This window comes from Streptomyces kunmingensis, assembly GCF_039533535.1.
Classification (GTDB): Bacteria; Actinomycetota; Actinomycetes; order Streptomycetales; family Streptomycetaceae; genus Streptomyces; species Streptomyces kunmingensis.
In genome coordinates, this window is the sequence record NZ_BAAATS010000017.1 from 378,745 (window position 1) to 401,622 (window position 22,878).

Consider the following 22,878-nt stretch of genomic DNA (forward strand, 5'->3'; position numbering starts at 1 on the left):
CGGGCGGGCCTTGCCGTTCCGGGGGACCATTGTGAAGGATGCGAGGTGGGGACCGGGGCCCCGTGCCGGTAACGGCAGGGCGGACCGCTACCCGGAGTACACATCAGGAGACAGCGATGTCCCACGACGCGGAACACGGAGCGGACACCACCGCGGCCCCGCATCTCGACTTCGCGGGCACCACGCCCTACGAGGACTACGTCCAGGCGGACGTCCTCACCCACCTCCAGCACCTCCGCTCGGACGACCCCGGCGAGATGGTCTTTCTGGTGACGACCCAGGTGATGGAGCTCTGGTTCACCGTCATCGTGCACGAATGGGAGACCGCGGCCCGCGCCGTCGCCGCGGACGACGTACCGGTCGCCGTGGCCGCGCTGAAGCGGTCGGTGCGCGAGCTGGAGGCGCTGAACGCCTCCTGGCGGCCGCTGTCGGGGCTCACCCCGGCCCAGTTCAACTCCTACCGGTCCTCGCTGGGCGAGGGCTCCGGCTTCCAGTCGGCGATGTACCGGCGCATGGAGTTCCTGCTCGGCGACAAGTCCGCGTCGATGCTGGTGCCGCACCGCGGCGCGCCCCGCGTCCACGCCGAGCTGGAGAAGGCGCTGCACGAGCCCAGCCTCTACGACGAGGTGCTGCGGCTCCTCGCGCGGCGCGGCCACCGCATCCCGCGGGCCGTCCTCAACCGTGACGTGTCCCAGCGCTACGAGCCGTCGCCCGAGGTCGAGGCCGTCTGGACGGCGCTGTACGCGGGCGACGAGAGCGCCGAACTCGCGCGCCTCGGCGAGGCGATGACCGACGTCGCCGAGCTGGTGTGGCGCTGGCGCAACGACCATCTGGTGGCCACGCGCCGTGCGATGGGGTCCAAGACCGGCACCGGCGGCTCCGCCGGTGTGGCGTGGCTGGAGAAGCGCGCGCAGAAGAACGTGTTCCCCGAGCTGTGGACGGCGAGGTCCCATGTCTGACCTGTACGAGCGGGCGCGCGAACTCGACGGCGCCGACCGACTCGCCGCGGTGCGGGACGACTTCGTGCTCGACGACGTCGTCTACCTCGACGGGAACTCGCTGGGCGCCCTGCCCGTGAACGTCCCCGGCCGCCTCGACGACGTGGTGCGGCGCGAGTGGGGGCAGCTGCGCATCCGCTCCTGGAGCGAGTCCGGGTGGTGGACGGCGCCCGAGCGGATCGGCGACCTGATCGCCCCGCTGGTGGGCGCGGCGCCCGGCCGGATCGTGGTCGGCGACTCCACGAGCGTCAATGTGTTCAAGGCGCTGGTGGGAGCCGTGCGCCTGGCCGGGGACGGGCGGGACGAGATACTCGTCGACGCCGCCACGTTCCCGACGGACGGCTACATCGCCGCGTCGGCGGCCCGGATGACCGGGTGCACGGTGCGCGCCGTGGCGCCGGGCGACGTGCCGGAGGCACTCGACTCCCGTACGGCGGCCGTGCTGTTGAACCACGTCGACTACCGCACGGGGCGCCTGCACGATCTGCCGGGGCTGACGGCGGCGGTCCGCGCGGCGGGCGCCGTGAGCGTCTGGGACCTGTGCCACAGCGCGGGCGCGCTGCCGGTCGGGCTCGACGAGCACGGGGTCGACCTCGCGGTCGGCTGCACGTACAAGTTCCTGAACGGCGGGCCCGGTTCACCCGCGTACCTGTACGTGCGCGGCAAGCACCAGGCGGCTTTCGACTCGCCGCTGCCGGGCTGGAACTCGCACGCCGAGCCGTTCGGGATGCGCCCGGAGTACGAGGCCGCGGACGGAGCGCCGCGGGGGCGCGTCGGTACGCCGGACATCCTGTCGATGCTGGCCCTGGAGGCGGCCCTGGAGGTGTGGTCGCGGCCGGACGTCTCCGTCGCCGCGGTCCGCGCCAAGTCCCTCGCCCTCACCGACTTCTTCCTGGAGTGCGTCGAGGCGTACGTCCCGGCGGGGCGGGTCGAGCCGGTGACCCCGGCCGCGCACGCCGAGCGGGGCAGCCAGGTGGCGCTCAGGTGCGAGGACGCCGGTGCGGTCATGGACCGGCTGATCGGGGCGGGCGTCGTCGGTGACTTCCGGGCGCCGGACGTGCTGCGGTTCGGGTTCACGCCGCTGTACCTGGGGTTCGCGGAGGTGGAGCGGGCGGCGAAGGTGCTCGCGGAGACGCTCGGATGAGGTTCCGGCCGGGGTGCTGAGGGGTTCTAAGGGGTTCTAAGGGGCTACGTAGACGCCGGCCTCGGCCGCCGCCACCGCGGCGGCCACCGCCCGGGCCGCGTCCGCCTCGGTGGGCGCGGCCCCGGTCGTCAGCAGGCGGTAGTAGAGCGGGGCCGACACCGCGCGGACCACCTCCGCGGCGTCGGTCCCGGCGGGCAACTCACCCCGGGTGACGGCCTCTTCGACGGCCGGCGCCCATTCGGCGACCCGTACCTCGTAGAACTCCCGCAGCGCGTCGGCGGTGCGCGCGTCACAGGTCGCCGCCGCGATGACCGCCCGGAAGAGCGGGCCCTGGCGCGGGTCCGCGAGCGTGCGCCGCACCAGGAGCGCGTTCGCGGTCAGGTCGCCGCGCAGCGTGCCGGTCGCGGAGCGCGGCAGGGACTCCTGCGCCATCTGCGCGAGCAGGTCGGCGACCAGACCGGTGGGGGAGCCCCAGCGCCGGTACACCGTGGTCTTGCCGACGTCCGCGCGCCGGGCGATGTCGGCCAGGTCGAGCCGGTCGAAGCCCTCTTCGGCCAGGACATCGCCCGCGGCGTCGAGCACCGCGGCGCGGACACGGGCGGTGCGGCCGCCGGGGCGGAGCGTGCCGGGTTCGGGTGCGCTGCTCATGACCGCCAGGGTAACGGCACAGCGGAACCGTTTAAACGGTCACTGTGCGTGTCGACGCACGTCACCGGCCTGGTAGCGTCCGTTTACCCGCTGACTCCCCGCTGGTTCGCCGCATCGCCGGTCCACCAAGGGGTACGCGCAACTTCATTGCGACGTCGAGAGGTTGGAGCATGCCGGACGAAGCCGCCGCGCGCGACGAGGCGGAGGAGGCCTCGGCCTTCTCGCACCCCGCGGTGCCGCCGGACGCCACCGCCGCGTACGGCGATCACCCGGATCAGGTCATCGACTTCTACGCGCCCCGCAACGGAGCGACCGCGGCTCCGCTGGTCGTGGCCCTGCACGGCGGCGCCTGGCGGGCACCGTACGACAGAGCGCACCTGAGCCCGTTCGCCGACTTCCTCGCCCGGCGCGGTCTCGCCGTCGCCAATGTCGAGTACCGGCGCGGCAGCCCGGTGCCGCACCAGGGCGCCGACGGGCCCGTGGCCGGGCGCTGGCCGGAGACCTTCGACGATGTGGCGGCCGCGCTCGACGCGCTGCCCGCGCTCGTCGCGGAGCACCTGCCGGCCGCGGACGCGCGCCGCACGGTGATCACCGGCCACTCGGCGGGCGGCCACCTCGCGCTGTGGGCCGCGGCCCGGCACGTCCTGCCCGCGGACGCGCCCTGGTACACCCCGGCGGCGCCCGCGCTGCGCGGCGTCGTGGCGCTGGCCCCCGTCGCCGATCTCGCCCTCGCGCAGAAGCTGGGCGTGTGCGGCGGCGCGAGCGCGCAGCTCCTCGGCGGCGAGGGCGAACTGTTCGACGCGCGGCGCCCCTACGCCGATCCGGCGGAGTTGCTGCCGACCGGCATCGCGACCACCCTCGTCCAGGGCCGCGCGGACACGACGGTGCCGCACGCGGTGGCCGAGGCGTACGCGGACGCGGCGGCCAGGGCCGGCGAGATGGTCGGTGTCACATTCCTGGAGGAAGTAGGGCACTTCCCGCTGATCGACCCGGCGGCCGACGCGTGCGCGGTCGTGGCGGAGGAGATCGCGCAACTGGCCTGGTGAGTCGTCCGGGCCCGGCCCGGCGGCGCCGCGTAGTACTCACGGCGGACGGACAGGACCCGTCTGGCTGGGGACGACCGGGCCCCGCGCCGGGCCGTACCGTCGAAGCATGACCGAGACGACCACCACCAGCGCGGCTCCCAGAGACCGCAGCCCCGAGTTCAGCCTCGCGCGCTCGGCGCTGCGAGGGCTGCGCGAGGACCTGTTCCGGGATGTGCGCGCCTACCGTCCGCTGCCCGAGGCGACCGCGGACGGGCCGTGGACCCGGCTGTTCCCGGCCCCCCTGCGCAAGCACCTCGGGTACTTCCCGCACGCGGTGGTGCTGGCCCTGGCCCTGTTCACGTTCCTCGTGGGCATGACGAGCTACGGAGCGATCGGGCAGGGGTTCGTGGCCACCATCGCCGGGCTCATGGCGGCGGGCCCGGTGGCGCTCACCCTGCTGCGGCCGGCCCTCGCCTTCTGGTTCTCGCTCGCGGTCACGCCCGTCCTGACCGTGTTGACCAGCGACGACCTCTTTCCGTGGTCGAGCGGCAGCATCGTGGGCCACACGGTCGTGATGGTGGTGGTCGCGGCGCGCACCCGGCCCCGCACGGCCGCCTGGATGTGGACCCTCAGCGCGGTGTACTCGGTGTTCGCCGGGGAGTTCATGGGCGGCCTGAACTCCGGCGTCTCCGCCCCGATGCTGGTGTTCTCCGGCGTCGCCGTCGCGATCGTCACCCTGGTCCAGGTCAACCGCACCACGCAGCGTCAGGTCGTCCGGGAGCGCACGGTCACCGCCGTCGAACGCGACAAGCGCACGCTGCTGGAGGAGCGCACCAACATCGCCCGCGAACTGCACGACGTGGTCGCCCACCACATGTCGGTCGTGGCGATCCAGGCGGAGGCCGCGCCCTACCGGGTGGAGAACCCGCCGCCCGAGCTGGAGCAGGCGTTCGTCACGATCCGGGAGAACGCGGTGGCGGCCCTCACCGAACTGCGCCGCGTACTCGGAGTCGTACGGGCGGAGGACTACGAGGCCCCCGAGGCGCCGCAGCCCACCCTCGCCGACCTCGACAAGCTCCTGGAGAACGTGCGGGACGCGGGCCTGACCGTCACCAAGGCCGTCACGGGCGCGGTCCGTGAGCTGCCGCAGGGCGTCGAGCTGTCGGCGTACCGGATCGTGCAGGAGGCGCTCAGCAACGCGCTGCGGCACGCGCCGGGCGCGGCCGCCGCGGTCGAGGTGTCGTACGTCCTCGGCGGCCTCGGCCTGCGCATCGTCAACGACAAACCGAACGCCCTCGCCAAGCCCTCGCCGGGGGCCGGGCACGGCATCACCGGCATGCGCGAGCGCGTCTCGATGCTCAGCGGCGAGATGACGGCGGGCCGGACCGCGGACGGCGGCTACGAGATCATGGTCTTCGTGCCGGTCGCGGCGCAGGTCCCGGAGCAGCGCGACAATGCCGCCGGGGCCGACGAGACCACCGGGGCGGACGCATGATCAGGGTACTGATCGCCGACGACCAGATGATGGTGCGCGAGGGGTTCTCGGTCCTCCTCGGCGCGATGCCGGACATCGAGGTCGTCGGCGAGGCGGTCAACGGGATCGAGGCGGTCGCCAAGGTCCGCGAGCTCCGCCCCGACGTGGTCCTCATGGACATCCGCATGCCGGAGCTGAACGGCATCGAGGCGACCCGCGAGATCGTGGCCGCAGACGAGGGCGCGAAGGTCCTCGTCCTGACCACCTTCGACCTCGACGAGTACGTGTACCAGGCGCTGCGCGCGGGCGCCTCCGGCTTCCTCCTCAAGGACGCCTCGGCCCGCCAACTCGCGGACGGCGTAAGGGTGGTGGCGAGCGGAGAAGCACTGCTCGCGCCGTCCGTCACCCGCCGCCTGATCACCGAGTTCTCCAAGCTGTCGGAGATCCCGAAGCTGCCGGCCGTGCAGAACCCGGACGCGTACGGCGAGCTGACCGACCGCGAGACGGAGGTGCTCGTCCTCATCGCGCAGGGCCTGTCGAACGCGGAGATCGCCGGGCGGCTCGTGGTCGCCGAGTCGACGATCAAGACCCATGTCAGCCGGGTCCTGGTCAAACTGGGTCTGCGTGACCGCACGCAGGCCGCGGTCTTCGCGTACGAGGCGCGTCTGGTCACACCGGGCTGAGCGGGGCGCCTGGCCGGCGGAGAGCGGTCTTCGGGTGCCGCGCCGTCGTGGCCGGTCGCGCAGTTCCCCGCGCCCCCAAGGCATGCGCTGCGCGCAGCCTTCCCCGATGAGATGCCGCACGAAGTGCGCATCTCCAGGGGCGCGGGGCAGTGTCCATCAGCGGCTCCGCCACGGCGCGCGACCAGCCACGACGAGCCCGCACCCCGCGCCCGCACCCCTACCCCCGCCCCGGCGGCCGGTACTAACGTCACGCCATGAACGCCACCGCCGCCTTCGACCCCTGGTCCCCGGCCTTCGTAACCGACCCGTACCCCGCGTACGCGGCGCTGCGCGAGGCCGGGCGGGTCCACTGGTTCGAGCCCACGCGCCAGTACCTGATCCCGCACCACGCCGACGTCTCGGCGCTCCTGCGCGAGCGACGGCTCGGCCGCACCTATCAACACCGGTACACGCACGAGGAGTTCGGCCGCACCGCGCCGCCGCCCGAACACGAGCCGTTCCACATCCTCAACGACCACGGCATGCTCGACCTCGAACCGCCGGACCACACCCGCATCCGCCGCCTCGTCTCCAAGGCGTTCACGCCCCGCACGGTCGAGCGGCTGAAGCCGTACGTGGAGAAGCTGGCCGGGGAACTGGTGGCGGGTCTGGTCGCGGACGGCGGCGGCGACCTGCTCACGGACGTCGCCGAACCCCTCCCGGTCGCGGTCATCGCGGAGATGCTCGGCATCCCGGAGGCGGACCGCCCCCTCCTGCGCCCCTGGTCGGCAGCGATCTGCGGCATGTACGAGCTGAACCCGCCGGCGGAGACGGCCCGCGCCGCGGTCCGGGCGTCGGTCGAGTTCACCGAGTACCTGCGCGGGCTGATGGCCGAGCGGCGGAAGAACCCGACCGACACCGACCTGGTCTCGGCCCTGATCGCGGCCCACGACGAGAACGACGACCGCCTCACCGGACAAGAGCTGATCTCGACCTGCGTGCTGCTCCTGAACGCCGGGCACGAGGCCACCGTCAACTCCACCGTGAACGGCTGGTGGGCCCTCTTCCAACACCCGGAACAGCTGGCGGCCCTGCGCGCGGACCACACCCTGATCCCCGGCGCCGTCGAGGAACTGATGCGCTACGACACCCCGCTCCAGCTCTTCGAACGCTGGGTGCTCGACGACATCGAGGTCGCCGGCGTCACCCTGCCGCGCGGCTCCGAGGTGGCCCTCCTCTTCGGCTCGGCCAACCACGACCCGGCGGTCTTCACCGACCCGGCCCGCCTCGACCTGACCCGCGCCGACAACCCCCACATCTCCTTCAGCGCGGGCATCCACTACTGCATCGGCGCACCCCTGGCCCGTATCGAACTGGCCGCCTCCATGAGGGCGTTGCTCACCCAGGCACCGGCCCTGCGCCCGGCGGCGGAACCGTCCCGCAAGCCGAACTTCGTGATCAGGGGCCTGGAGGGGCTGTCCGTCGAGCTCTGAGCAGCCGGTGCACCAAGGCTCCGGCCAGCGCCCCGACGCCGATGCCGCCGACCGTGCAGAGGGGCAGGTCGATGACGAACACCCGCCAGTCCGGGGCCTGCTCGAAGCGGCTGACCCGGCCCTGCGCGCGCTCCCACCACACCACGAGCCCGGCCCCGAGCCCGGCGAGCGCGGTGAGGCATCCGGCTGCGGCTTCCATGCGCTGTCCCATACATAGGACGGACGTGCGAATTCCGTCGCCGGTTTCAGAATGTCGGCCACTCGGAGGGGAGATCGCGGGTTGACCGGGCCCGCCCACGCGTTCGCCTCGGCAAAGCTGGTGCCCGCCTGGAAAGGGGGGCACCATGACGGTCATGGCAGAGCGCACGACGTCCGAGACGTCGCCGATGTCCGTGGACGAATTCGAGAAGATCGCCGCGGTCTCCGCCAAGGAGACCGAGGCCGTCAGGTTGGAGTTCATCAACGGACGGATCGGGATCAAGGGCGTGACGGACGGAAATCACAGCGCTCTCATCATGTGGCTGATCAGGCAGTGCATGCAGGAACGGCCGGAACTTGACCTCACCCCCACTCTGGGTCTCAAGGTCGAGGCGTACCGCAAGGGCAGGGCGGAGCCGGACGGTGTACTGGCTCCGGTGGACCATTTCGTCGGCCAAGGGAACTGGGCCGACGCAGAGGGAGTCCTGATGACGGTCGAGATCACGTCGTACGACTCCGACACGCACGCCCGGGACCGGGTGGAGAAGCCCGGCGCCTACGCCGAGGCGGGTATCCCCGTGTATCTGCTCGTGGACCGCGACGCCGGCACGGTCGTCGTGCACAGCAATCCGGACCCGGAGCACTCCCACTACCGCGACACCCACACGGCGCTCTTCGGCGAGCGGGTTCCGCTGCCCGACCCCGTGGGGATCGAGCTGGACACGGAGCAGCTCAAGCGGTACGTCCGCTGACCGTGGTCCAGCCGGCCATCCACCCGGGCCGGGCGCGGTGCCCGCACCGGGCGGCCTGTGCGCGATGCACATTGCATGTATGGCGCATATAGCCCGTGATATATCTGCTGGGCAGGCGGTACGAGAGAGGCGGGCGGGCGACGTGGGCGAGGCGGCCAAGGGCAGGACCACCCGAGAGGTCGAGTTCGAGACCATGCTGCTCAGCCGGCACGGCTACCTGTTCGGCTCGCGCGCCAGATCCGACCGCTGGCACCTCGACCGCAGCGCCTACATCCTGCTCAGCCGGATCCAGATGGACGGCCCGATGTCGATCGGGCAGCTCAGCGACGCGTTCGGGCTCGACGCCTCGACCCTGAACCGGCAGACCGCGGCGATGCTCCGCGCGGGCCTCGTCGAGCGGATCCCCGACCCGGACGGCGGCATCGCCCGCAAGTTCCGCGTCACGGAAGAGGGCGCCAAGAGCCTGGACGGGGACCGCGGGCTCAACATCGAGGTGATCGGCGGGCTCATGGAGGAGTGGAGCGCGCAGGAGATCGCCGAGTTCGCCTCCAGCCTGCAACGCCTGAACCGGGCGATCGAACGCCTGGAGGGACGGCCCTGGCCTCGGCCCTGACGCGCCTTCGCGGCAGCGCCGGGCCGTGGCCGGGGTGGGTGGCCGTACCGGGGCCGGCGTCTCACGGGAGTGCCAGGCGCCACGCCCCCACCCGCACCGTCCAGGTCCGTCTGCGGACCGGGCCGCCGATCGCCAGCGCGTCCGTCCGGTAGCGGAAATCGGCGCCGGAGACGCTGATCGTGCGGGCCACCGCGTGCAGCGGGGGCGAGCCCGCCGCCCGGCGGATCTCGACCCGCGCGAGGCCCGTGCCCGTGGCCGGGCCCACCGAGACGCCCTCCACCGGCTGGTCGAGGTCGATCAGCGTCACCCCGTCCACCTCGACCCGCAGCCGCGCCGGCGCCCCCGACTCCGGGGCCGGGGGGCGTGCGGGGCGCGCGGCGAGGGTGCGTACCAGCGAACGGCACGTGCGCAGCCACGGAGGCGCCGCGACGGCCGCCCCCGAGGGCCCCTCCGCGACCGGCGGGATCCGCAGATCACCGAGGACCACCCCGTCGCTGTCGTCCACCAGCAGATCGAGCCGGCGCTCCGCCCCGTCCAGCGCGGCCCGCGCCGCCGCCACCGTCTCCGTAGGAATTCCGAGCGAATGTGCGAGGGAGACCGCACCGCCCACGGGGACCATCGAGAGCACCGCCCCGGACAGCTCCCGCTCCCGGTGCAGCAAGGACACCGCACGCAGCAGCGCACGGTCGTCACCGACCACCACGGGGCGGCGCGCACCCCGTCTGGCCAGCGCTTTCGCGAATTCCTCCGGTCCTTCGGGCAGGCACACCTTGACGGTGGCACCCGCGCACAACACGTCCTTGGCGATCCGCACGGACTCCCCGTCCGAGCGCCGGGCGAGGGGGTCCACGAGCACCAGAATCTGCCGCGACAGCCCCTCGTCCGTCCGGTCAGTGGGATGGTCCAAAGCCGCCACCTCGGCCTTGCCTCGCTTCCTCGGGTAGCATCTTTGTGCAAGAGCCCCTTGCGCTATTGCGCCAGGGGCTTGGTCTATTCCGGGGTACCCCAAGGCTTACGCATTCATCAGTGGCTGCGGCCCCTGACCTTGGACATGCCCCGACCGGAAGGGGTGTACGCCTGTGCCCGCACTTGTGCTGCTCGGTGCTCAGTGGGGTGACGAAGGCAAGGGAAAGGCCACCGATCTGCTCGGTGGCTCCGTGGACTATGTAGTGCGCTATCAGGGCGGCAACAACGCCGGCCACACGGTTGTCGTAGGCGACCAGAAGTACGCGCTGCATCTCCTCCCTTCCGGAATCCTCTCGCCGGAGTGCACGCCGGTCATCGGAAACGGTGTCGTCGTCGACCCGTCGGTCCTGCTCTCCGAGCTGAGCGGTCTGAACGAGCGCGGCGTCGACACGTCCAAGCTCCTGCTCAGCGGTAACGCGCACATCATCACGCCGTACAACGTGACCGTCGACAAGGTGACGGAACGCTTCCTCGGCAAGCGCAAGATCGGCACCACCGGTCGCGGCATCGGCCCGACGTACGCGGACAAGATCAACCGCGTCGGCATCCGCGTCCAGGACCTCTACGACGAGTCGATCCTCACCCAGAAGGTCGAAGCGGCCCTCGAGGGCAAGAACCAGCTCCTCACCAAGGTCTTCAACCGCCGCGCCATCGAGACCCAGCAGGTCGTCGAGGAGCTCCTCGGTTACGCGGAGCAGATCAAGGGCTACGTCGCCGACACGACCCTGATCCTCAACAAGGCGCTCGACGAAGACAAGGTCGTGCTCTTCGAGGGCGGCCAGGGCACGCTCCTGGACATCGACCACGGCACGTACCCCTTCGTCACGTCGTCCAACCCGACCGCGGGCGGCGCCTGCACGGGTGCCGGCGTCGGCCCGACGAAGATCAGCCGCGTCATCGGCATCCTCAAGGCGTACACGACCCGCGTCGGCGCCGGTCCGTTCCCGACCGAGCTGTTCGACGAGGACGGCGAGGCGCTGCGCCGCATCGGCGGCGAGCGTGGTGTGACCACCGGCCGTGACCGCCGCTGCGGCTGGTTCGACGCGGTGATCGCCCGCTACGCGACCCGCGTGAACGGTCTCACCGACTTCTTCCTCACCAAGCTCGACGTCCTCACCGGCTGGGAGCAGATCCCGGTCTGTGTCGCGTACGAGATCGACGGCAAGCGCGTCGAGGAGCTCCCGTACTCGCAGTCCGACTTCCACCACGCGAAGCCGGTCTACGAGATGCTCCCCGGCTGGTCGGAGGACATCACGAAGGCCAAGACCTTCGAGGACCTCCCGAAGAACGCGCAGGCGTACGTCAAGGCGCTCGAGGAGATGTCCGGCGCCCCGATCTCGGCGATCGGCGTGGGCCCCGGCCGCGACGAGACGATCCAGGTCAACTCGTTCCTGTAGGCGACGAGTCCGCGGGCGATCCGCTCGCCGCGCACCCTCCGCGCCCCGGTCCGCTTCGGCGGGCCGGGGCGCGGGTCGTTGCGGTCTACGAGGACTGGCCGGTCTACGAGGACTGGCCGGTCTACGAGGACTGGCCGGTCCACGAAACAGGCCGGTCCACGAAGACTGGCCGGTCCACGAAACTGGTTGGTTCACGGCGACTGGCCGGTCCACGAAACAGGCCGGTCCGCGAAGACGGGCTCTCAGTCGGACTTGTCGTACGTCAGGACCTGTCGCTTGCCGGCCGAGTCGATCATGACGCGGCGCAGCTGGCCCGAGGACAGGAACGTGATCGTGCTCGGCTTGCCGGGCGTGCAGGCGGGCGGCGGCTCGGCGACCACCGGGTCCGTGTTGCCGATCCGCAGCGTGGAGTCCGTCGCCGAGGTCAGCGTGCCCTGGAACACGCAGTGGTAGGGCTTCCCGTCCTTCTGCGTGCCGTCGGCCGTCATGGACAGCACCGTGTCACCCGTCTCGCCCTGCTGGAGGACGATGCGGCGGGGGTGATGCCCCCGCTCGTTGTCGATCCCGCTCGTCCAGGTGCCCAGGAACTTCGTGGGGATCTCGCCCGCCGCGGACTGCGGGGTCCGCTCCGGCTCGGTGGACGGCGCGGGCGTGGGCGTGGGCGTCGGCGCCGGTGAGTCGGGACCCGGCTGGACGGGGGCCGTGGGCGACGGCGACTGCTGGTCGTCCTGGGCCGTCGTGCTCGGATCGCCGTCGTCCTTCATCAGGGCGTAGACCGAACCGCCCGCGCCGAGCGCCACTATCAGCGCGACCGCGACCAGCGCCGCCGTGGAACGGCCCCGGCGCGGCGGCTCCTGCTGCGGGGCGACGAGAGGCGCGGCACCCGGGCCGTAGGGCGGAGTCCCGCCCCAGGCCCCCTGCGGGTAGCCGTAGGCGGACGGGTGCGGCTGGTGCGGGTAGCCGTACGCGGGCGGGTTGAGCGCGGCGGGCGCGGGCGGGGGCGCGGCGGGAGCCGGTGCCGGGGCCGCGGCCTGGGGGTCCTGGCCGACCACCATCGTGGGCAGATGATTCAGCGGCGCGGCGCCCGGCTTTCCGGGCGGCGGCACGGGATCGGGCTTCCCCGCCTCAGGTGCGGGGGACGAGGCCGGGTCAGGTGCCGGAGCGGGCGCGGGCGCGGGGGCCGGGTCCTCGGCGTCCAGCAACTGCACGGCGTGGCGGCCCAGTTGGGCCACGAGCGCGCCCGGCAGCCACGGGTCGCGGGTGCGGCCGCCGTCGCCCAGCGTGTCCTCGGCGCCGGTGCGCTCCAGGATCTCCTCCAGCGACGGGCGCTCCGCGGGCTGCTTGCGCAGACAGTCCCGGACGAGGTCCTGCAACCCCTCCGGGAGGCCCGTCAGGTCCGGCTCCTCCTGGGCGATACGGAACATCAGGGCGTGCACCCCGCTGTTGGACGTGCCGAAGGGCAGCGCGCCCGTCGCCGCGTACGCGAGCACCGAACCCAGGCAGAACACGTCGCACGCCGGCGTGATCCGGTCGCCGCGCACCTGCTCGGGCGCCATGAAGCCGGGCGAGCCGACGAGCACGCCGGTACGGGTGAGCCCGCCGTCGGTGACGGTCTCCAGGGCGCGCGCGATACCGAAGTCGATGACGCGCGGGCCGTCGATGGTGACCAGTACGTTCGACGGCTTGAGGTCGCGGTGGATCAGCCCCGCCGCATGGATGTCCTTCAGCGCGTGCGCGAGACCGGCCGCGAGGATGCGCACGGAACGCTCCGGGAGCGCGCCGTAGTCGTGCGAGACGACCTGCTGGAGGGCCGGACCCGCGACATAGCCGGTCGCCAGCCAGGGGATCTCCGCCTCCGTGTCCGCGTCGAGTACGGGCGCCGTCCACGCGCCGCCGACCCGCCGAGCCGCCCGGACCTCCTGCCGGAACCGCGTTCTGAACTCCTCCTGCTCCGCCAGTTCCTGGCGCACCACCTTCACCGCGACGGTACGGCCGCGCTCGGAGCGCGCCAGATACACCTCTCCCATACCGCCCGCGCCCAGCCGGCCCAGCAGCCGGTACGCGCCGATGCTTCCCTCGAGCCTTTCCATGTCGCGCCACCCTCCCCCGTAAATGCCCAACAGACTGAGAATAGTGGGGACTTACGACAGAAAGGACAGGAGTGGCTTCTACGGTTCAGTAACGGTACGCATCTGTAAGGTCGCCGCTCTGTGACGATCACCGGCGGCGCCACGGCCCCGGGCCGGGGCGACAGGGTGTCGCGTCCGGTGGCGTCCCACAGACAGGACGCCGATGGTGTACGGGTGCAACGCGCATTTACCCTCGCCCCATGACCCCTCAGCCGAATCCCCAGGTCGGCGCCGCCGTCAAGGCCGCGGACCGTGCACATGTGTTCCACTCCTGGTCCGCACAGGAGCTCATCGATCCGCTCGCCGTCGCCGGTGCCGAAGGCTCGTACTTCTGGGACTACGACGGCAACCGCTACCTCGACTTCTCCTCCGGGCTCGTCTTCACCAACATCGGCTACCAGCACCCGAAGGTCGTCGCGGCGATCCAGGAGCAGGCCGCGACGATGACGACGTTCGCGCCCGCCTTCGCCGTCGAGGCGCGCTCCGAGGCCGCACGCCTCATCGCCGAGCGCACCCCCGGCGACCTCGACAAGATCTTCTTCACCAACGGCGGCGCCGACGCCGTCGAGCACGCCCTGCGGATGGCCCGCCTGCACACGGGCCGCCCGAAGGTCCTCTCCGCGTACCGCTCGTACCACGGCGGCACCCAGCAGGCCGTGAACGTCACCGGTGACCCGCGCCGCTGGGCCAGCGACACCGGCACGGCCGGCGTCGTCCGCTTCTGGGCGCCCTTCCTCTACCGCTCCCGCTTCTACGCGGAGACGGAGGCGCAGGAGTGCGAGCGCGCCCTCGAGCACCTGGAGTCGACGATCGCCTTCGAGGGCCCGTCGACGATCGCGGCGATCATCCTGGAGACGGTGCCGGGCACGGCGGGCATCATGCTGCCGCCCGAGGGCTACCTCTCCGGGGTCCGCGCGCTGTGCGACAAGTACGGCATCGTCTTCGTCCTCGACGAGGTCATGGCGGGCTTCGGCCGTACGGGTACGTGGTTCGCCGCCGATCTGTACGGGGTGACGCCGGACCTGATGACCTTCGCGAAGGGGGTCAACTCGGGGTACGTGCCGCTAGGCGGCGTGGCGATCTCCGGCGCGATCGCCGAGACGTTCGCCAAGCGCCCCTACCCGGGCGGCCTCACCTACTCCGGGCACCCGCTGGCCTGCGCCGCAGCCGTCGCCACCCTCAACGTGATGGCGGAGGAGGGCATCGTCGAGCACGCGGCGAAGCTCGGCGCGGAGGTCATCGAGCCGGGGCTGCGGGAGCTGGCCGAACGGCATCCGTCGGTGGGCGAGGTGCGCGGCACCGGCATGTTCTGGGCGCTCGACCTCGTACGGGACCGGGCGACGCGGGAGCCGCTGGTGCCGTACAACGCGGCCGGGGAGGCGAACGCGCCGATGGCCGCCTTCGCCGCCGCCGCGAAGAAGCAGGGGCTGTGGCCCTTCGTGAACATGAACCGCACGCACGTGGTGCCGCCGCTCAACATCACGGAGGCCGAGGCCAAGGAGGGACTCGCCGCGCTGGACGCGGCGCTGAGCGTGGCGGACGAGCACGTGGCGTAGGACAGGCCCTGCGGCGGGGGCAGGGGGTGCCCGGGTGGCGCCCCCTGCGTCCCGCGCCGGTTCAGCTGAAGATGATCATCGAGCCCTGGGCCAGGCTGCGGGTCGCCGCCTGGTGCAGGCCCAGCCAGACATGGCGCTCCCGGGCGAAGGGGCCCTCGCCTGCGGGGACGGGCGCGGCCGGTTCCTCCAGGGCGGTCGGCGCGGCGGGCGGGGTCGGCGGCAGGGGCGGGTTCGCCGGGTCTATCCCGATCGCCGGCGCCACGTACTCCAGTTCGCGCAGCAGCACGTGGGACGAGCCCAACGGGCCGCCGCCCTCCAGGAGTTCGTCGTTCGACAGCGGCGTGGGGAAGTCCACGGGGACGTACGCGCCCGCGTGGTCGTAGTGCCACACCAGATGGGAAGCCTGCGCCGTCGACTCGAACATCTCCAGCAACTGCTCGTAGTCACCGCCCAGTTCGTCCACCGGCGTGACGGCGAGGCCGCACATCTGCAGCAGATACGCCCGGCGCAGGAAATGCAGCGCGTCGTAGTCGAACCCCGCGACCGGGGCCACGTCGCCGGAGAGCCCCGGCATGTACGCGTAGACCGGTACCGAGGGCAGGCCTGCCTCGTGCAACGCCTTGTCGTAGAGCGCGAGTTCTTCGGCGAAGGGGTTGTCGGGGCTGTGGCACAGCACGTCGACGAGGGGGACGAGCCACAGGTCACAGGCCAAGGGGGCTCCTTAGGACTCCGGGTTGCGCGGCGTGTTCTCGGCGTACGCCAGGGTAATGCGCGGGGGCGCCGTGCAGCCCTGCCTTGCCTGTCTTGCCTGTCCTGCCGGTGCCGGTGCCGGGGCGGGGTGCGGGTGCCGGGTTCAGACGCCGGGCTCAGGCGCCGGTCTCGCCCGCGAGGCGTTCGATCAGGTGCAGCGAGTCCCTGTTGTACGTCGCGATGATCGCGTGCGCGGCCGGGGCGTCCTGGCGGGCCAGGGCGTCCACGAGGTCGCAGTGGCCCGACCACAGGCTGCCCCGCAGGTCGCCGGCGCGGCGCAGGTACGGGACCGCGCACATCCAGGACTGGACGCGCAGCCGGTAGAAGAAGTCGGAGAGATACGCGTTGCCGAACAGTACGGACAGCTCGCGCCAGAACCGCAGGTCGTAGCCGATCAGGACGTTCAGGTCACCGGCCCCCGCGGCGCGGGCCGCCTCCTCGCCGCGGCGGCGCACTCCGGCGAGGGCGCCCGGCAGTCGCGGGTCGTCCTGCTCGGACAGTCCGCGGAAGATGCCGTCGGCGACGAGGCTGCGGGCCTCGATCATCGCGCGGTAGTCCGCCAGGGAGTACTCGTGCACGCGGAAGCCGCGGTGCTGGGCGGAGTCGAGGAGGCCCTTCGCGGTCAGGTCGACCAGGGCCTCGCGGACCGGGGTCGCGGAGACCCCGTACCCCTCGGCGATCTCCTTGACCGTGAACTCCTGGCCGGGGCTGAGCCGGCCCGCCAGGATCTCGTCGCGCAACGCGTCCGCGATCTGCTGGCGCAGGGTGTTGCGGGTGACGGCGGGACCGTCAAAAGCGGGCACGGGCGGGTCCCCCGGGGTGGCTGGCATCGTTGTCTCCCCGAACCCTATGCCTCCGGCGGTTCGGCAGTCTTCGGCGGGCCCGCGCGCTAGGTGGGGGCCGGGGGCTGGGGGGCCTGGGTTTGTGGGTGTGGGGTCGCGCTCTGGCGGGGCGGGTGTTGGGTGGGGGTCGTGTTGTGGCGGGCCGGTGTTGTGGGGATCCGGGTTGTGGGTGTGGGGCTGTGCTCTGGCGGGGCGGGTGTTGGGTGGGGGCCGTGTTGTGGCGGGCCGGTGTTGTGGGGGTCCGGGTGGGGAGTCGGGTCGGTGTTGGGTGGGCCCGGGTGGGGAGTCGGGTCGGTGTTGGGTGGGCCCGGGTGTGGTGCGGGGGGCAGTGCTCTGGCGGGGTCTGTGTTGCGTGGGCCCGGGTTCGGGTGCCCCGGCTCTCGCCGCGTAGCGTCCCGCCGTCGCCGTGCGTCCCGCCGTGTACCCACCCACCCGCCCCCGCCTGTTCGAGGGGACTCCGTCCCCTCGACCCCGGCGTCGCCGTCGGGCCCCGCCCGGGCGCCCCGGCCGGAGCGGCCCGGGCGGGCGACCCCGGCCCGGGTCTGGCCCGGCGGGTGGGCGACCCCGCCCGCGTCTGACCGGGTGGGCGGGGCAGCCCCGGCCCGCTTCGACCCGGGTGGGCGGGGCAACCCCGCCCCGCTTCGCCCCGGGTGGGTAGGCGACCCGGCCCGCTTCGACCCGGGCGGGTGGGTAACGCCGCCCCACCTCTGACCGGGTCGGTGGGCAACCCCGGCCCGCTTCGATCCAGGTGGGTGGGCAACCCCGCCCCGCATAGATGCCGCCCAGAAGGACCGCGCCCCGCACAGATCCAGCCCCCCCGGGAGGGCTAGCGCGGTTCCGGAGGGCGTTGGCGGGGCATGTTCGGGCGGGTGTTGGGGGGGAGGGGGAAGCGGCCCTGCGGGGGGTCCGGGGGGCGGGACGGGGACGGGATCGTGGCTTGCATGGTCAGGGGCGCGGGGCCGGAGCGGAACTCGACCATCCAGTCCGCGGTCTCGGAGCGGACCAGTTCCGTCACGTCCTCGGAGAAGCGCCGCAGCACGGAGAGACAGCGCTCGGCGGCCTCACCGGCGGTGCCCTCGGTCGGGCCGAGCACTTCGCGTACGCACTCCGACGCCCAGTCGAACTGCAGGACCTGCAACCGCCGCTGCACCGCCTGCGCCGCGGCCACGTCCCGCATCCAGCCGGACGTCAGGCCGAGGTGGCGGTCGCAGCCGACGCAGGCCACCGCGAGCAGCAGCGCGAGGTACCCCCAGAGCGCGGCCCCGTCCAGCACCCCCGTCAGATCGAGCAGCGGCATGACGCCCCCGAAGAGCGCCCCGCACACCGTCCCGCCGCGCAGCACCCGCGCCGCCCGCCGCTTCCACCGCCGGTCGGCGAGGTACCAGCCGGCGGTCCGCAGGGCCCCGTCCTCGACCCACCGGTACAGCTCGTCGAGCCGCTCGGCGGGCTCGGCCCAGTCGCCGAGCGGGAACGCACGCCCCGTGAGGTCGTCCGAGGTGCTGCGGCCCTCGCCCTGCCCCTCCTGGGGCGGTCCTTCGGGCTGCATCTCCGGCTGACTCACCCGGCACTCCCTCGACTGGTCACGGATGGTTACGGATGGTGATGAACGGTTGCGGTCAGGGCTGAATGTGCAGCATCTTCCTACCGCCCAATGGGTGGCCAGGGCCCCGTTTTCGCGGGTTTTCCGCTCAGACGTGGGCCTTCATCAGGTATAGGAAAGCGGCGCATCTCACTCGAAAGAGTGCAGTGCGAGGTGCCGGGGCGAGCGCCCCCCGGACCACGTAGGCTCATTTCATGGGCGCGCCCCGCGGGTGCGCTCTCGGACGGTGACAAATAGACGGTGTCGAAGACGAATCCGGAACAGGAGCTGATCGTGATCCCCGGTGGTGGCCAGCCCAACATGCAGCAGCTGCTCCAGCAGGCCCAGAAGATGCAGCAGGACCTCGCGGTGGCTCAGGAGGAGCTGGCGCAGACGGAGGTCGAGGGCCAGGCGGGCGGCGGACTTGTGAAGGCGACGGTGACCGGCTCCGGCGAGCTGCGCGGCCTCGTCATCGACCCGAAGGCGGTCGACCCGGAGGACACCGAGACCCTCGCCGACCTGGTGGTCGCGGCGGTCCAGGCGGCGAACGAGAACGCGCAGACGCTCCAGCAGCAGAAGCTCGGTCCGCTCGCCCAGGGCCTCGGCGGCGGCAGCGGGATCCCGGGCCTCCCCTTCTAGGGCCCGCGCCGACTACCGTACGTATCAGGACACGAGCACCACCGACCGGAAGGCATCCGACCCGTGTACGAAGGCGTGGTCCAGGACCTCATCGACGAGCTGGGCAGGCTGCCCGGCGTCGGTCCCAAGAGCGCGCAGCGGATCGCCTTCCACATCCTGCAGGCGGAGCCCACGGACGTACGACGTCTCGCCCAGGCCCTGATGGAGGTCAAGGCGAAGGTCCGCTTCTGCGCGACGTGCGGCAACGTGGCGCAGGAGGAGCTCTGCAACATCTGCCGGGACCCGCGCCGCGACCTCAGCGTCATCTGTGTCGTCGAGGAGCCCAAGGACGTCGTCGCCATCGAGCGCACCCGCGAGTTCCGCGGCAAGTACCACGTGCTCGGCGGCGCGATCAGCCCGATCGAGGGCGTGGGCCCGGACGACCTGAGGATCAGGGAACTGCTCGCGCGCCTCGCCGACGGGACGGTCACCGAGCTGATCCTCGCCACCGATCCGAACCTGGAGGGCGAGGCGACAGCGACGTACCTCGCCCGCATGATCAAGCCCATGGGCCTGAAGGTCACCCGCCTGGCCAGCGGCCTCCCCGTCGGGGGCGACCTGGAGTACGCGGACGAGGTCACCCTCGGCCGGGCCTTCGAGGGGAGACGACTTCTAGATGTCTGACGCCACGCTGCATGCCACCGCTCCGGATCCGGACGACTTCGCGGTCCAGATCTCCGACCAGATCGAGTCCTTCATCGTCGCGGTCACGGAGATCGCGAAGGGTGACGAGCCCGACTCCGCCATTCCGTTCCTGCTGCTCGAGGTGTCGCAGCTGATGCTGGCCGGCGGCCGGCTCGGCGCGCACGAGGACATCGTCCCGGACGAGCGCTACGAGCCGGACCTGGGCCCCGAGCCGGACGTGGACGAGATGCGCCAGCGGCTGGCCGTGATGCTCGAGCCGGTCGACGTCTACTCCGAGGTCTTCGACCCGTACGAGCCCCGCAAGGCCCGGGTCGCGGCCCGGATCTCCGACGACCTGACGGACGTCGTCGCCGATCTGCGCCACGGCATGGCCCACTACCGCGCGGGCCGTGTCACGGAGGCGCTGTGGTGGTGGCAGTTCTCGTACTTCTCGAACTGGGGCTCCACCGCGTCGGCGACCCTGCGCGCGCTCCAGTCCCTGGTGGCGCACGTGCGGCTGAACCAGCCGCTCGACGACCTGGACGGCCTGGACACCGACGAGGAACTCGGCACCGAGGACGCCCTCGCGGAGGAGGCCGGGCAGGTCATGGTCGAGGAGATCGCGGGCCCGCTGGGTCTGCGCCCCGTCAAGTGAGTCCGTCCCATGAGCCCGGCGAGTGACCTGTCCCACTTTCCGCTTGCCCCGGTCGGCGTTGGGCATGTGCTTGATCGGGCGGCCGGACCCCGTAACCGAATCCTGGGTGATCACGTCGTGAGCGGGACATCTCACGATGCGATATCACCGGGGCGGATTTCGGCCGCTCGTTAAACTGAGCCGACCGCAGTACGCATACGTACATGTGGTGACAGACGGACTGAGCGAGGAGCGCACGTGGGCCTTGTCGTGCAGAAGTACGGAGGCTCCTCCGTAGCCGATGCCGAGGGCATCAAGCGGGTCGCCAAGCGCGTGGTGGACGCCAAGAAGAACGGCAACCAGGTGGTTGTCGTGGTGTCCGCGATGGGTGACACGACGGATGAGTTGATCGATCTCGCCGAGCAGGTATCCCCGATCCCTGCCGGGCGCGAATTCGACATGCTGCTGACCGCCGGAGAGCGGATCTCCATGGCGCTGCTGGCCATGGCGATCAAAAACCTGGGCCACGAGGCGCAGTCGTTCACGGGCAGCCAGGCCGGCGTCATCACCGACTCGGTCCACAACAAGGCCCGGATCATCGATGTCACGCCCGGCCGCATCCGGACCTCCATCGAAGAGGGCAACATCGCGATCGTCGCGGGGTTCCAGGGCGTCAGCCAGGAGGGCAAGAACATCACGACCCTCGGGCGTGGTGGCTCGGACACCACGGCTGTCGCGCTGGCCGCCGCGCTCGACGCCGAGGTCTGTGAGATCTACACCGACGTCGACGGTGTGTTCACCGCCGACCCGCGCGTCGTGAAGAAGGCGCGGAAGATCGACTGGATCTCCTTCGAGGACATGCTGGAGCTCGCCAGCTCCGGGTCGAAGGTGCTGCTCCACCGCTGTGTGGAGTACGCCCGCCGGTACAACATCCCGATCCATGTGCGGTCCAGCTTCAGCGGGCTGAAGGGCACCTGGGTCAGCAACGAGCCGTTCGAGAAGAAGCAGCAAGGGGACAAGGCCGTGGAGCAGGCGATCATCTCCGGTGTCGCGCACGACACCTCCGAGGCGAAGGTCACCGTCGTCGGTGTGCCGGACAAGCCGGGCGAGGCCGCGAAGATCTTCCGGGCCGTCGCGGACGCCGCGATCAACCTCGACATGATCGTCCAGAACGTGTCGGCGGCGTCGACCGGGCTGACGGACATCTCCTTCACGCTGCCCAAGACCGAGGGCCGCAAGGCCATCGACGCGCTGGAGCGGATCAAGCCCAGCGTCGGCTTCGACTCGCTGCGCTACGACGACCAGATCGCCAAGATCTCGCTGGTCGGCGCCGGTATGAAGACGAACCCGGGTGTCACGGCCGGGTTCTTCGAGGCGCTCACCGACGCGGGCGTCAACATCGAGCTGATCTCCACCTCCGAGATCCGTATCTCCGTCGTCACGCGCGCCGACGACGTGAACGAGGCGGTGCGCGCCGTGCACTCCGCCTTCGGACTCGACTCGGACTCCGACGAGGCCGTGGTCTACGGAGGCACCGGCCGCTGATGGCCTCGAACCCCGCAGGGCGTCCGACGCTCGCGGTCGTGGGAGCGACCGGGAGCGTCGGCGCGGTGCTGTTGCAGATCCTGTCGCAGCACGCGGACATCTGGGGCGAGATCCGGCTCGTCGCCTCGGCGCGCTCGGCGGGGCGCAAGCTCACCCTGCGCGGCGCCGAGGTCGAGGTGGTGGCCCTGGAGGAGTCCGTCTTCGACGGGGTCGACGTCGCCATGTTCGACGTGCCCGACGAGGTCGCCGCCGAGTGGGCGCCGGTCGCGGCGTCCAAGGGCGTCGTGGTCGTCGACAACTCGGCCGCCTTCCGGATGGACCCGGACGTGCCGCTCGTCGTCCCCGAGGTCAATCCGCACGCCGCGCGCGTGCGGCCGCGCGGGATCATCTCCAGCGCCAACTGCACGACCCTGTCGATGATCGTGGCCGTGGGCGCGCTGCACGCCGAGTTCGGCCTGAGCGAGCTGGTGGTCTCCAGCTACCAGGCGGTGAGCGGGGCGGGCCGCGCCGGCGTCGAGACCCTGCGCGCCCAGCTCTCCCTCGTCGCCGGTACGGAGCTGGGGACCAGCCCGGGCGACGTGCGCCGGGCCGTCGGCGAGCAGACCGGTCCTTTCCCGGAGCCGGTCGCGCTGAACGTCGTACCGTGGGCCGGTTCGCTGCGTGAGGACGGCTGGTCGTCGGAGGAGATGAAGGTGCGGGACGAGACCCGCAAGATCCTCGGGCTGCCCGATCTCAAGGTGGCCGTCACGTGCGTGCGGGTGCCGGTCGTCACGACGCACTCCGCCACCGTCCACGCCCGCTTCCAGAGCGAGGTCACCGTGGACAAGGCCCGCGAGATCCTCGCGACCGCGCCCGGCGTCGTCCTCTTCGACAATCCGGCGGCCGGTGAATTCCCCACGCCCGCCGACGCGGTGGGCACCGATCCGACCTGGGTGGGCCGCCTGCGCCGCTCGCTGGACGACCCGGCCGGGCTCGAACTCTTCGTGTGCGGGGACAATCTCCGTAAAGGTGCCGCTTTGAACACCGCGCAGATCGCCGAGCTGGTCGCGGCCGAGTTCATCGGGGCGTAGCGGGCGCGGATGATCCACGCCGTGATCTGCGACTCTCCTGTGTCCGTCTGACGATCTCCCTCTTCCCATATTCGGATTGGCTCGTAGGATCTGTGTGAGTT

Annotated in this window: 22 protein-coding genes; 15 read left to right on the plus strand and 7 right to left on the minus strand. The window is 71.7% G+C overall.

Annotated elements, in window-relative coordinates; translation table 11 throughout:
• Positions 1 to 116: 116 nt before the first annotated feature.
• Both ABD366_RS21165 and kynU read left to right on the plus strand, forming a co-directional pair.
• A complete protein-coding gene (locus ABD366_RS21165) occupies positions 117 to 959 on the plus strand; it encodes a tryptophan 2,3-dioxygenase family protein (RefSeq protein ID WP_324769993.1) in 843 nt (280 codons plus the stop codon).
• Positions 952 to 2,142, plus strand: a complete 1,191-nt coding sequence (gene kynU, locus ABD366_RS21170) for a kynureninase (RefSeq protein ID WP_324769994.1) — start codon at positions 952 to 954, stop codon at positions 2,140 to 2,142. The genes ABD366_RS21165 and kynU overlap by 8 nt, the downstream gene beginning before the upstream one ends.
• Before the next feature lie 36 nt (positions 2,143 to 2,178).
• On the opposite strand, the gene ABD366_RS21175 is transcribed toward kynU, so the two are convergent.
• Complete coding sequence (locus tag ABD366_RS21175) at positions 2,179 to 2,790, minus strand: TetR/AcrR family transcriptional regulator (RefSeq protein ID WP_344442250.1); 612 nt, start codon at positions 2,788 to 2,790, stop codon at positions 2,179 to 2,181.
• A gap of 170 nt (positions 2,791 to 2,960) precedes the next feature.
• Here ABD366_RS21175 and ABD366_RS21180 point away from each other — a divergent pair, with 170 nt between their 5' ends.
• The 4 genes from ABD366_RS21180 (at position 2,961) to ABD366_RS21195 (ending at position 7,444) form a co-directional block, all read left to right on the plus strand.
• Positions 2,961 to 3,836, plus strand: a complete 876-nt coding sequence (locus ABD366_RS21180) for an alpha/beta hydrolase (protein WP_324769655.1) — start codon at positions 2,961 to 2,963, stop codon at positions 3,834 to 3,836.
• A gap of 106 nt (positions 3,837 to 3,942) precedes the next feature.
• Positions 3,943 to 5,310 carry a sensor histidine kinase gene (locus ABD366_RS21185; protein WP_324769657.1) on the plus strand — a complete coding sequence of 456 codons (1,368 nt, stop codon included), beginning with the start codon at positions 3,943 to 3,945 and terminating at the stop codon, positions 5,308 to 5,310.
• A complete protein-coding gene (locus ABD366_RS21190) occupies positions 5,307 to 5,972 on the plus strand; it encodes a response regulator transcription factor (protein WP_324769658.1) in 666 nt (221 codons plus the stop codon). Before ABD366_RS21185 ends, ABD366_RS21190 begins: the two co-directional genes overlap by 4 nt.
• Before the next feature lie 254 nt (positions 5,973 to 6,226).
• Complete coding sequence (locus ABD366_RS21195; protein ID WP_324769659.1) at positions 6,227 to 7,444, plus strand: cytochrome P450; 1,218 nt, start codon at positions 6,227 to 6,229, stop codon at positions 7,442 to 7,444.
• On the opposite strand, the gene ABD366_RS21200 is transcribed toward ABD366_RS21195, so the two are convergent.
• Positions 7,410 to 7,643, minus strand: coding sequence for a hypothetical protein (locus ABD366_RS21200; protein ID WP_324769661.1), 234 nt, complete (start codon positions 7,641 to 7,643; stop codon positions 7,410 to 7,412). The genes ABD366_RS21195 and ABD366_RS21200 overlap by 35 nt on opposite strands.
• A gap of 145 nt (positions 7,644 to 7,788) precedes the next feature.
• Here ABD366_RS21200 and ABD366_RS21205 point away from each other — a divergent pair, with 145 nt between their 5' ends.
• Together ABD366_RS21205 and ABD366_RS21210 are read left to right on the plus strand one after the other, a co-directional pair.
• Positions 7,789 to 8,394, plus strand: coding sequence for a Uma2 family endonuclease (locus ABD366_RS21205; protein ID WP_324769662.1), 606 nt, complete (start codon positions 7,789 to 7,791; stop codon positions 8,392 to 8,394).
• Positions 8,395 to 8,587: 193 nt separating this feature from the next.
• Complete coding sequence (locus tag ABD366_RS21210) at positions 8,588 to 9,007, plus strand: MarR family winged helix-turn-helix transcriptional regulator (RefSeq protein ID WP_324769665.1); 420 nt, start codon at positions 8,588 to 8,590, stop codon at positions 9,005 to 9,007.
• Positions 9,008 to 9,068: 61 nt separating this feature from the next.
• Here ABD366_RS21210 and ABD366_RS21215 read toward each other — a convergent pair whose 3' ends face one another.
• Positions 9,069 to 9,914, minus strand: a complete 846-nt coding sequence (locus ABD366_RS21215; protein ID WP_324769663.1) for a diacylglycerol kinase family protein — start codon at positions 9,912 to 9,914, stop codon at positions 9,069 to 9,071.
• 172 nt (positions 9,915 to 10,086) lie between these two features.
• On the opposite strand from ABD366_RS21215, the gene ABD366_RS21220 reads away from it, so the two are divergent.
• Entirely contained in the window at positions 10,087 to 11,370 is a 1,284-nt protein-coding gene (locus tag ABD366_RS21220; RefSeq protein WP_324769664.1) for an adenylosuccinate synthase, read from the plus strand.
• A 242-nt stretch (positions 11,371 to 11,612) separates the two neighbouring features.
• Here the strand turns inward: ABD366_RS21220 and ABD366_RS21225 are convergent, their stop codons facing one another.
• Positions 11,613 to 13,460 carry a serine/threonine-protein kinase gene (locus tag ABD366_RS21225; protein ID WP_344442251.1) on the minus strand — a complete coding sequence of 616 codons (1,848 nt, stop codon included), beginning with the start codon at positions 13,458 to 13,460 and terminating at the stop codon, positions 11,613 to 11,615.
• A gap of 239 nt (positions 13,461 to 13,699) precedes the next feature.
• Here ABD366_RS21225 and ABD366_RS21230 point away from each other — a divergent pair, with 239 nt between their 5' ends.
• Entirely contained in the window at positions 13,700 to 15,055 is a 1,356-nt protein-coding gene (locus tag ABD366_RS21230; protein ID WP_324770464.1) for an aspartate aminotransferase family protein, read from the plus strand.
• Positions 15,056 to 15,116: 61 nt separating this feature from the next.
• Here the strand turns inward: ABD366_RS21230 and ABD366_RS21235 are convergent, their stop codons facing one another.
• The 3 genes from ABD366_RS21235 to ABD366_RS21245 form a co-directional block, all read right to left on the minus strand.
• Positions 15,117 to 15,767, minus strand: coding sequence for a hypothetical protein (locus ABD366_RS21235; protein ID WP_324770466.1), 651 nt, complete (start codon positions 15,765 to 15,767; stop codon positions 15,117 to 15,119).
• 154 nt (positions 15,768 to 15,921) lie between these two features.
• Positions 15,922 to 16,635 carry a GntR family transcriptional regulator gene (locus ABD366_RS21240; RefSeq protein ID WP_324770467.1) on the minus strand — a complete coding sequence of 238 codons (714 nt, stop codon included), beginning with the start codon at positions 16,633 to 16,635 and terminating at the stop codon, positions 15,922 to 15,924.
• Between the two features lie 838 nt (positions 16,636 to 17,473).
• A complete protein-coding gene (locus tag ABD366_RS21245) occupies positions 17,474 to 18,208 on the minus strand; it encodes an SLATT domain-containing protein (protein WP_324771344.1) in 735 nt (244 codons plus the stop codon).
• Between the two features lie 312 nt (positions 18,209 to 18,520).
• On the opposite strand from ABD366_RS21245, the gene ABD366_RS21250 reads away from it, so the two are divergent.
• The 5 genes from ABD366_RS21250 (at position 18,521) to ABD366_RS21270 (ending at position 22,777) form a co-directional block, all read left to right on the plus strand.
• Positions 18,521 to 18,865, plus strand: coding sequence for a YbaB/EbfC family nucleoid-associated protein (locus ABD366_RS21250; RefSeq protein WP_324771350.1), 345 nt, complete (start codon positions 18,521 to 18,523; stop codon positions 18,863 to 18,865).
• A gap of 63 nt (positions 18,866 to 18,928) precedes the next feature.
• On the plus strand, positions 18,929 to 19,528 hold the full coding sequence (gene recR, locus ABD366_RS21255) for a recombination mediator RecR (RefSeq protein WP_018529216.1): 600 nt from the start codon (positions 18,929 to 18,931) through the stop codon (positions 19,526 to 19,528).
• Positions 19,521 to 20,183 (plus strand): DUF5063 domain-containing protein, encoded by a 663-nt coding sequence (locus ABD366_RS21260; RefSeq protein WP_324771343.1) that lies wholly within the window; start codon positions 19,521 to 19,523, stop codon positions 20,181 to 20,183. The genes recR and ABD366_RS21260 overlap by 8 nt, the downstream gene beginning before the upstream one ends.
• A gap of 237 nt (positions 20,184 to 20,420) precedes the next feature.
• The gene (locus ABD366_RS21265; RefSeq protein WP_324771342.1) at positions 20,421 to 21,707 is read left to right on the plus strand and encodes an aspartate kinase; all 1,287 of its coding nucleotides are present in this window, start codon (positions 20,421 to 20,423) and stop codon (positions 21,705 to 21,707) included.
• Positions 21,707 to 22,777 (plus strand): aspartate-semialdehyde dehydrogenase, encoded by a 1,071-nt coding sequence (locus ABD366_RS21270; RefSeq protein WP_324771341.1) that lies wholly within the window; start codon positions 21,707 to 21,709, stop codon positions 22,775 to 22,777. The genes ABD366_RS21265 and ABD366_RS21270 overlap by 1 nt, the downstream gene beginning before the upstream one ends.
• Positions 22,778 to 22,878 lie beyond the last annotated feature (101 nt).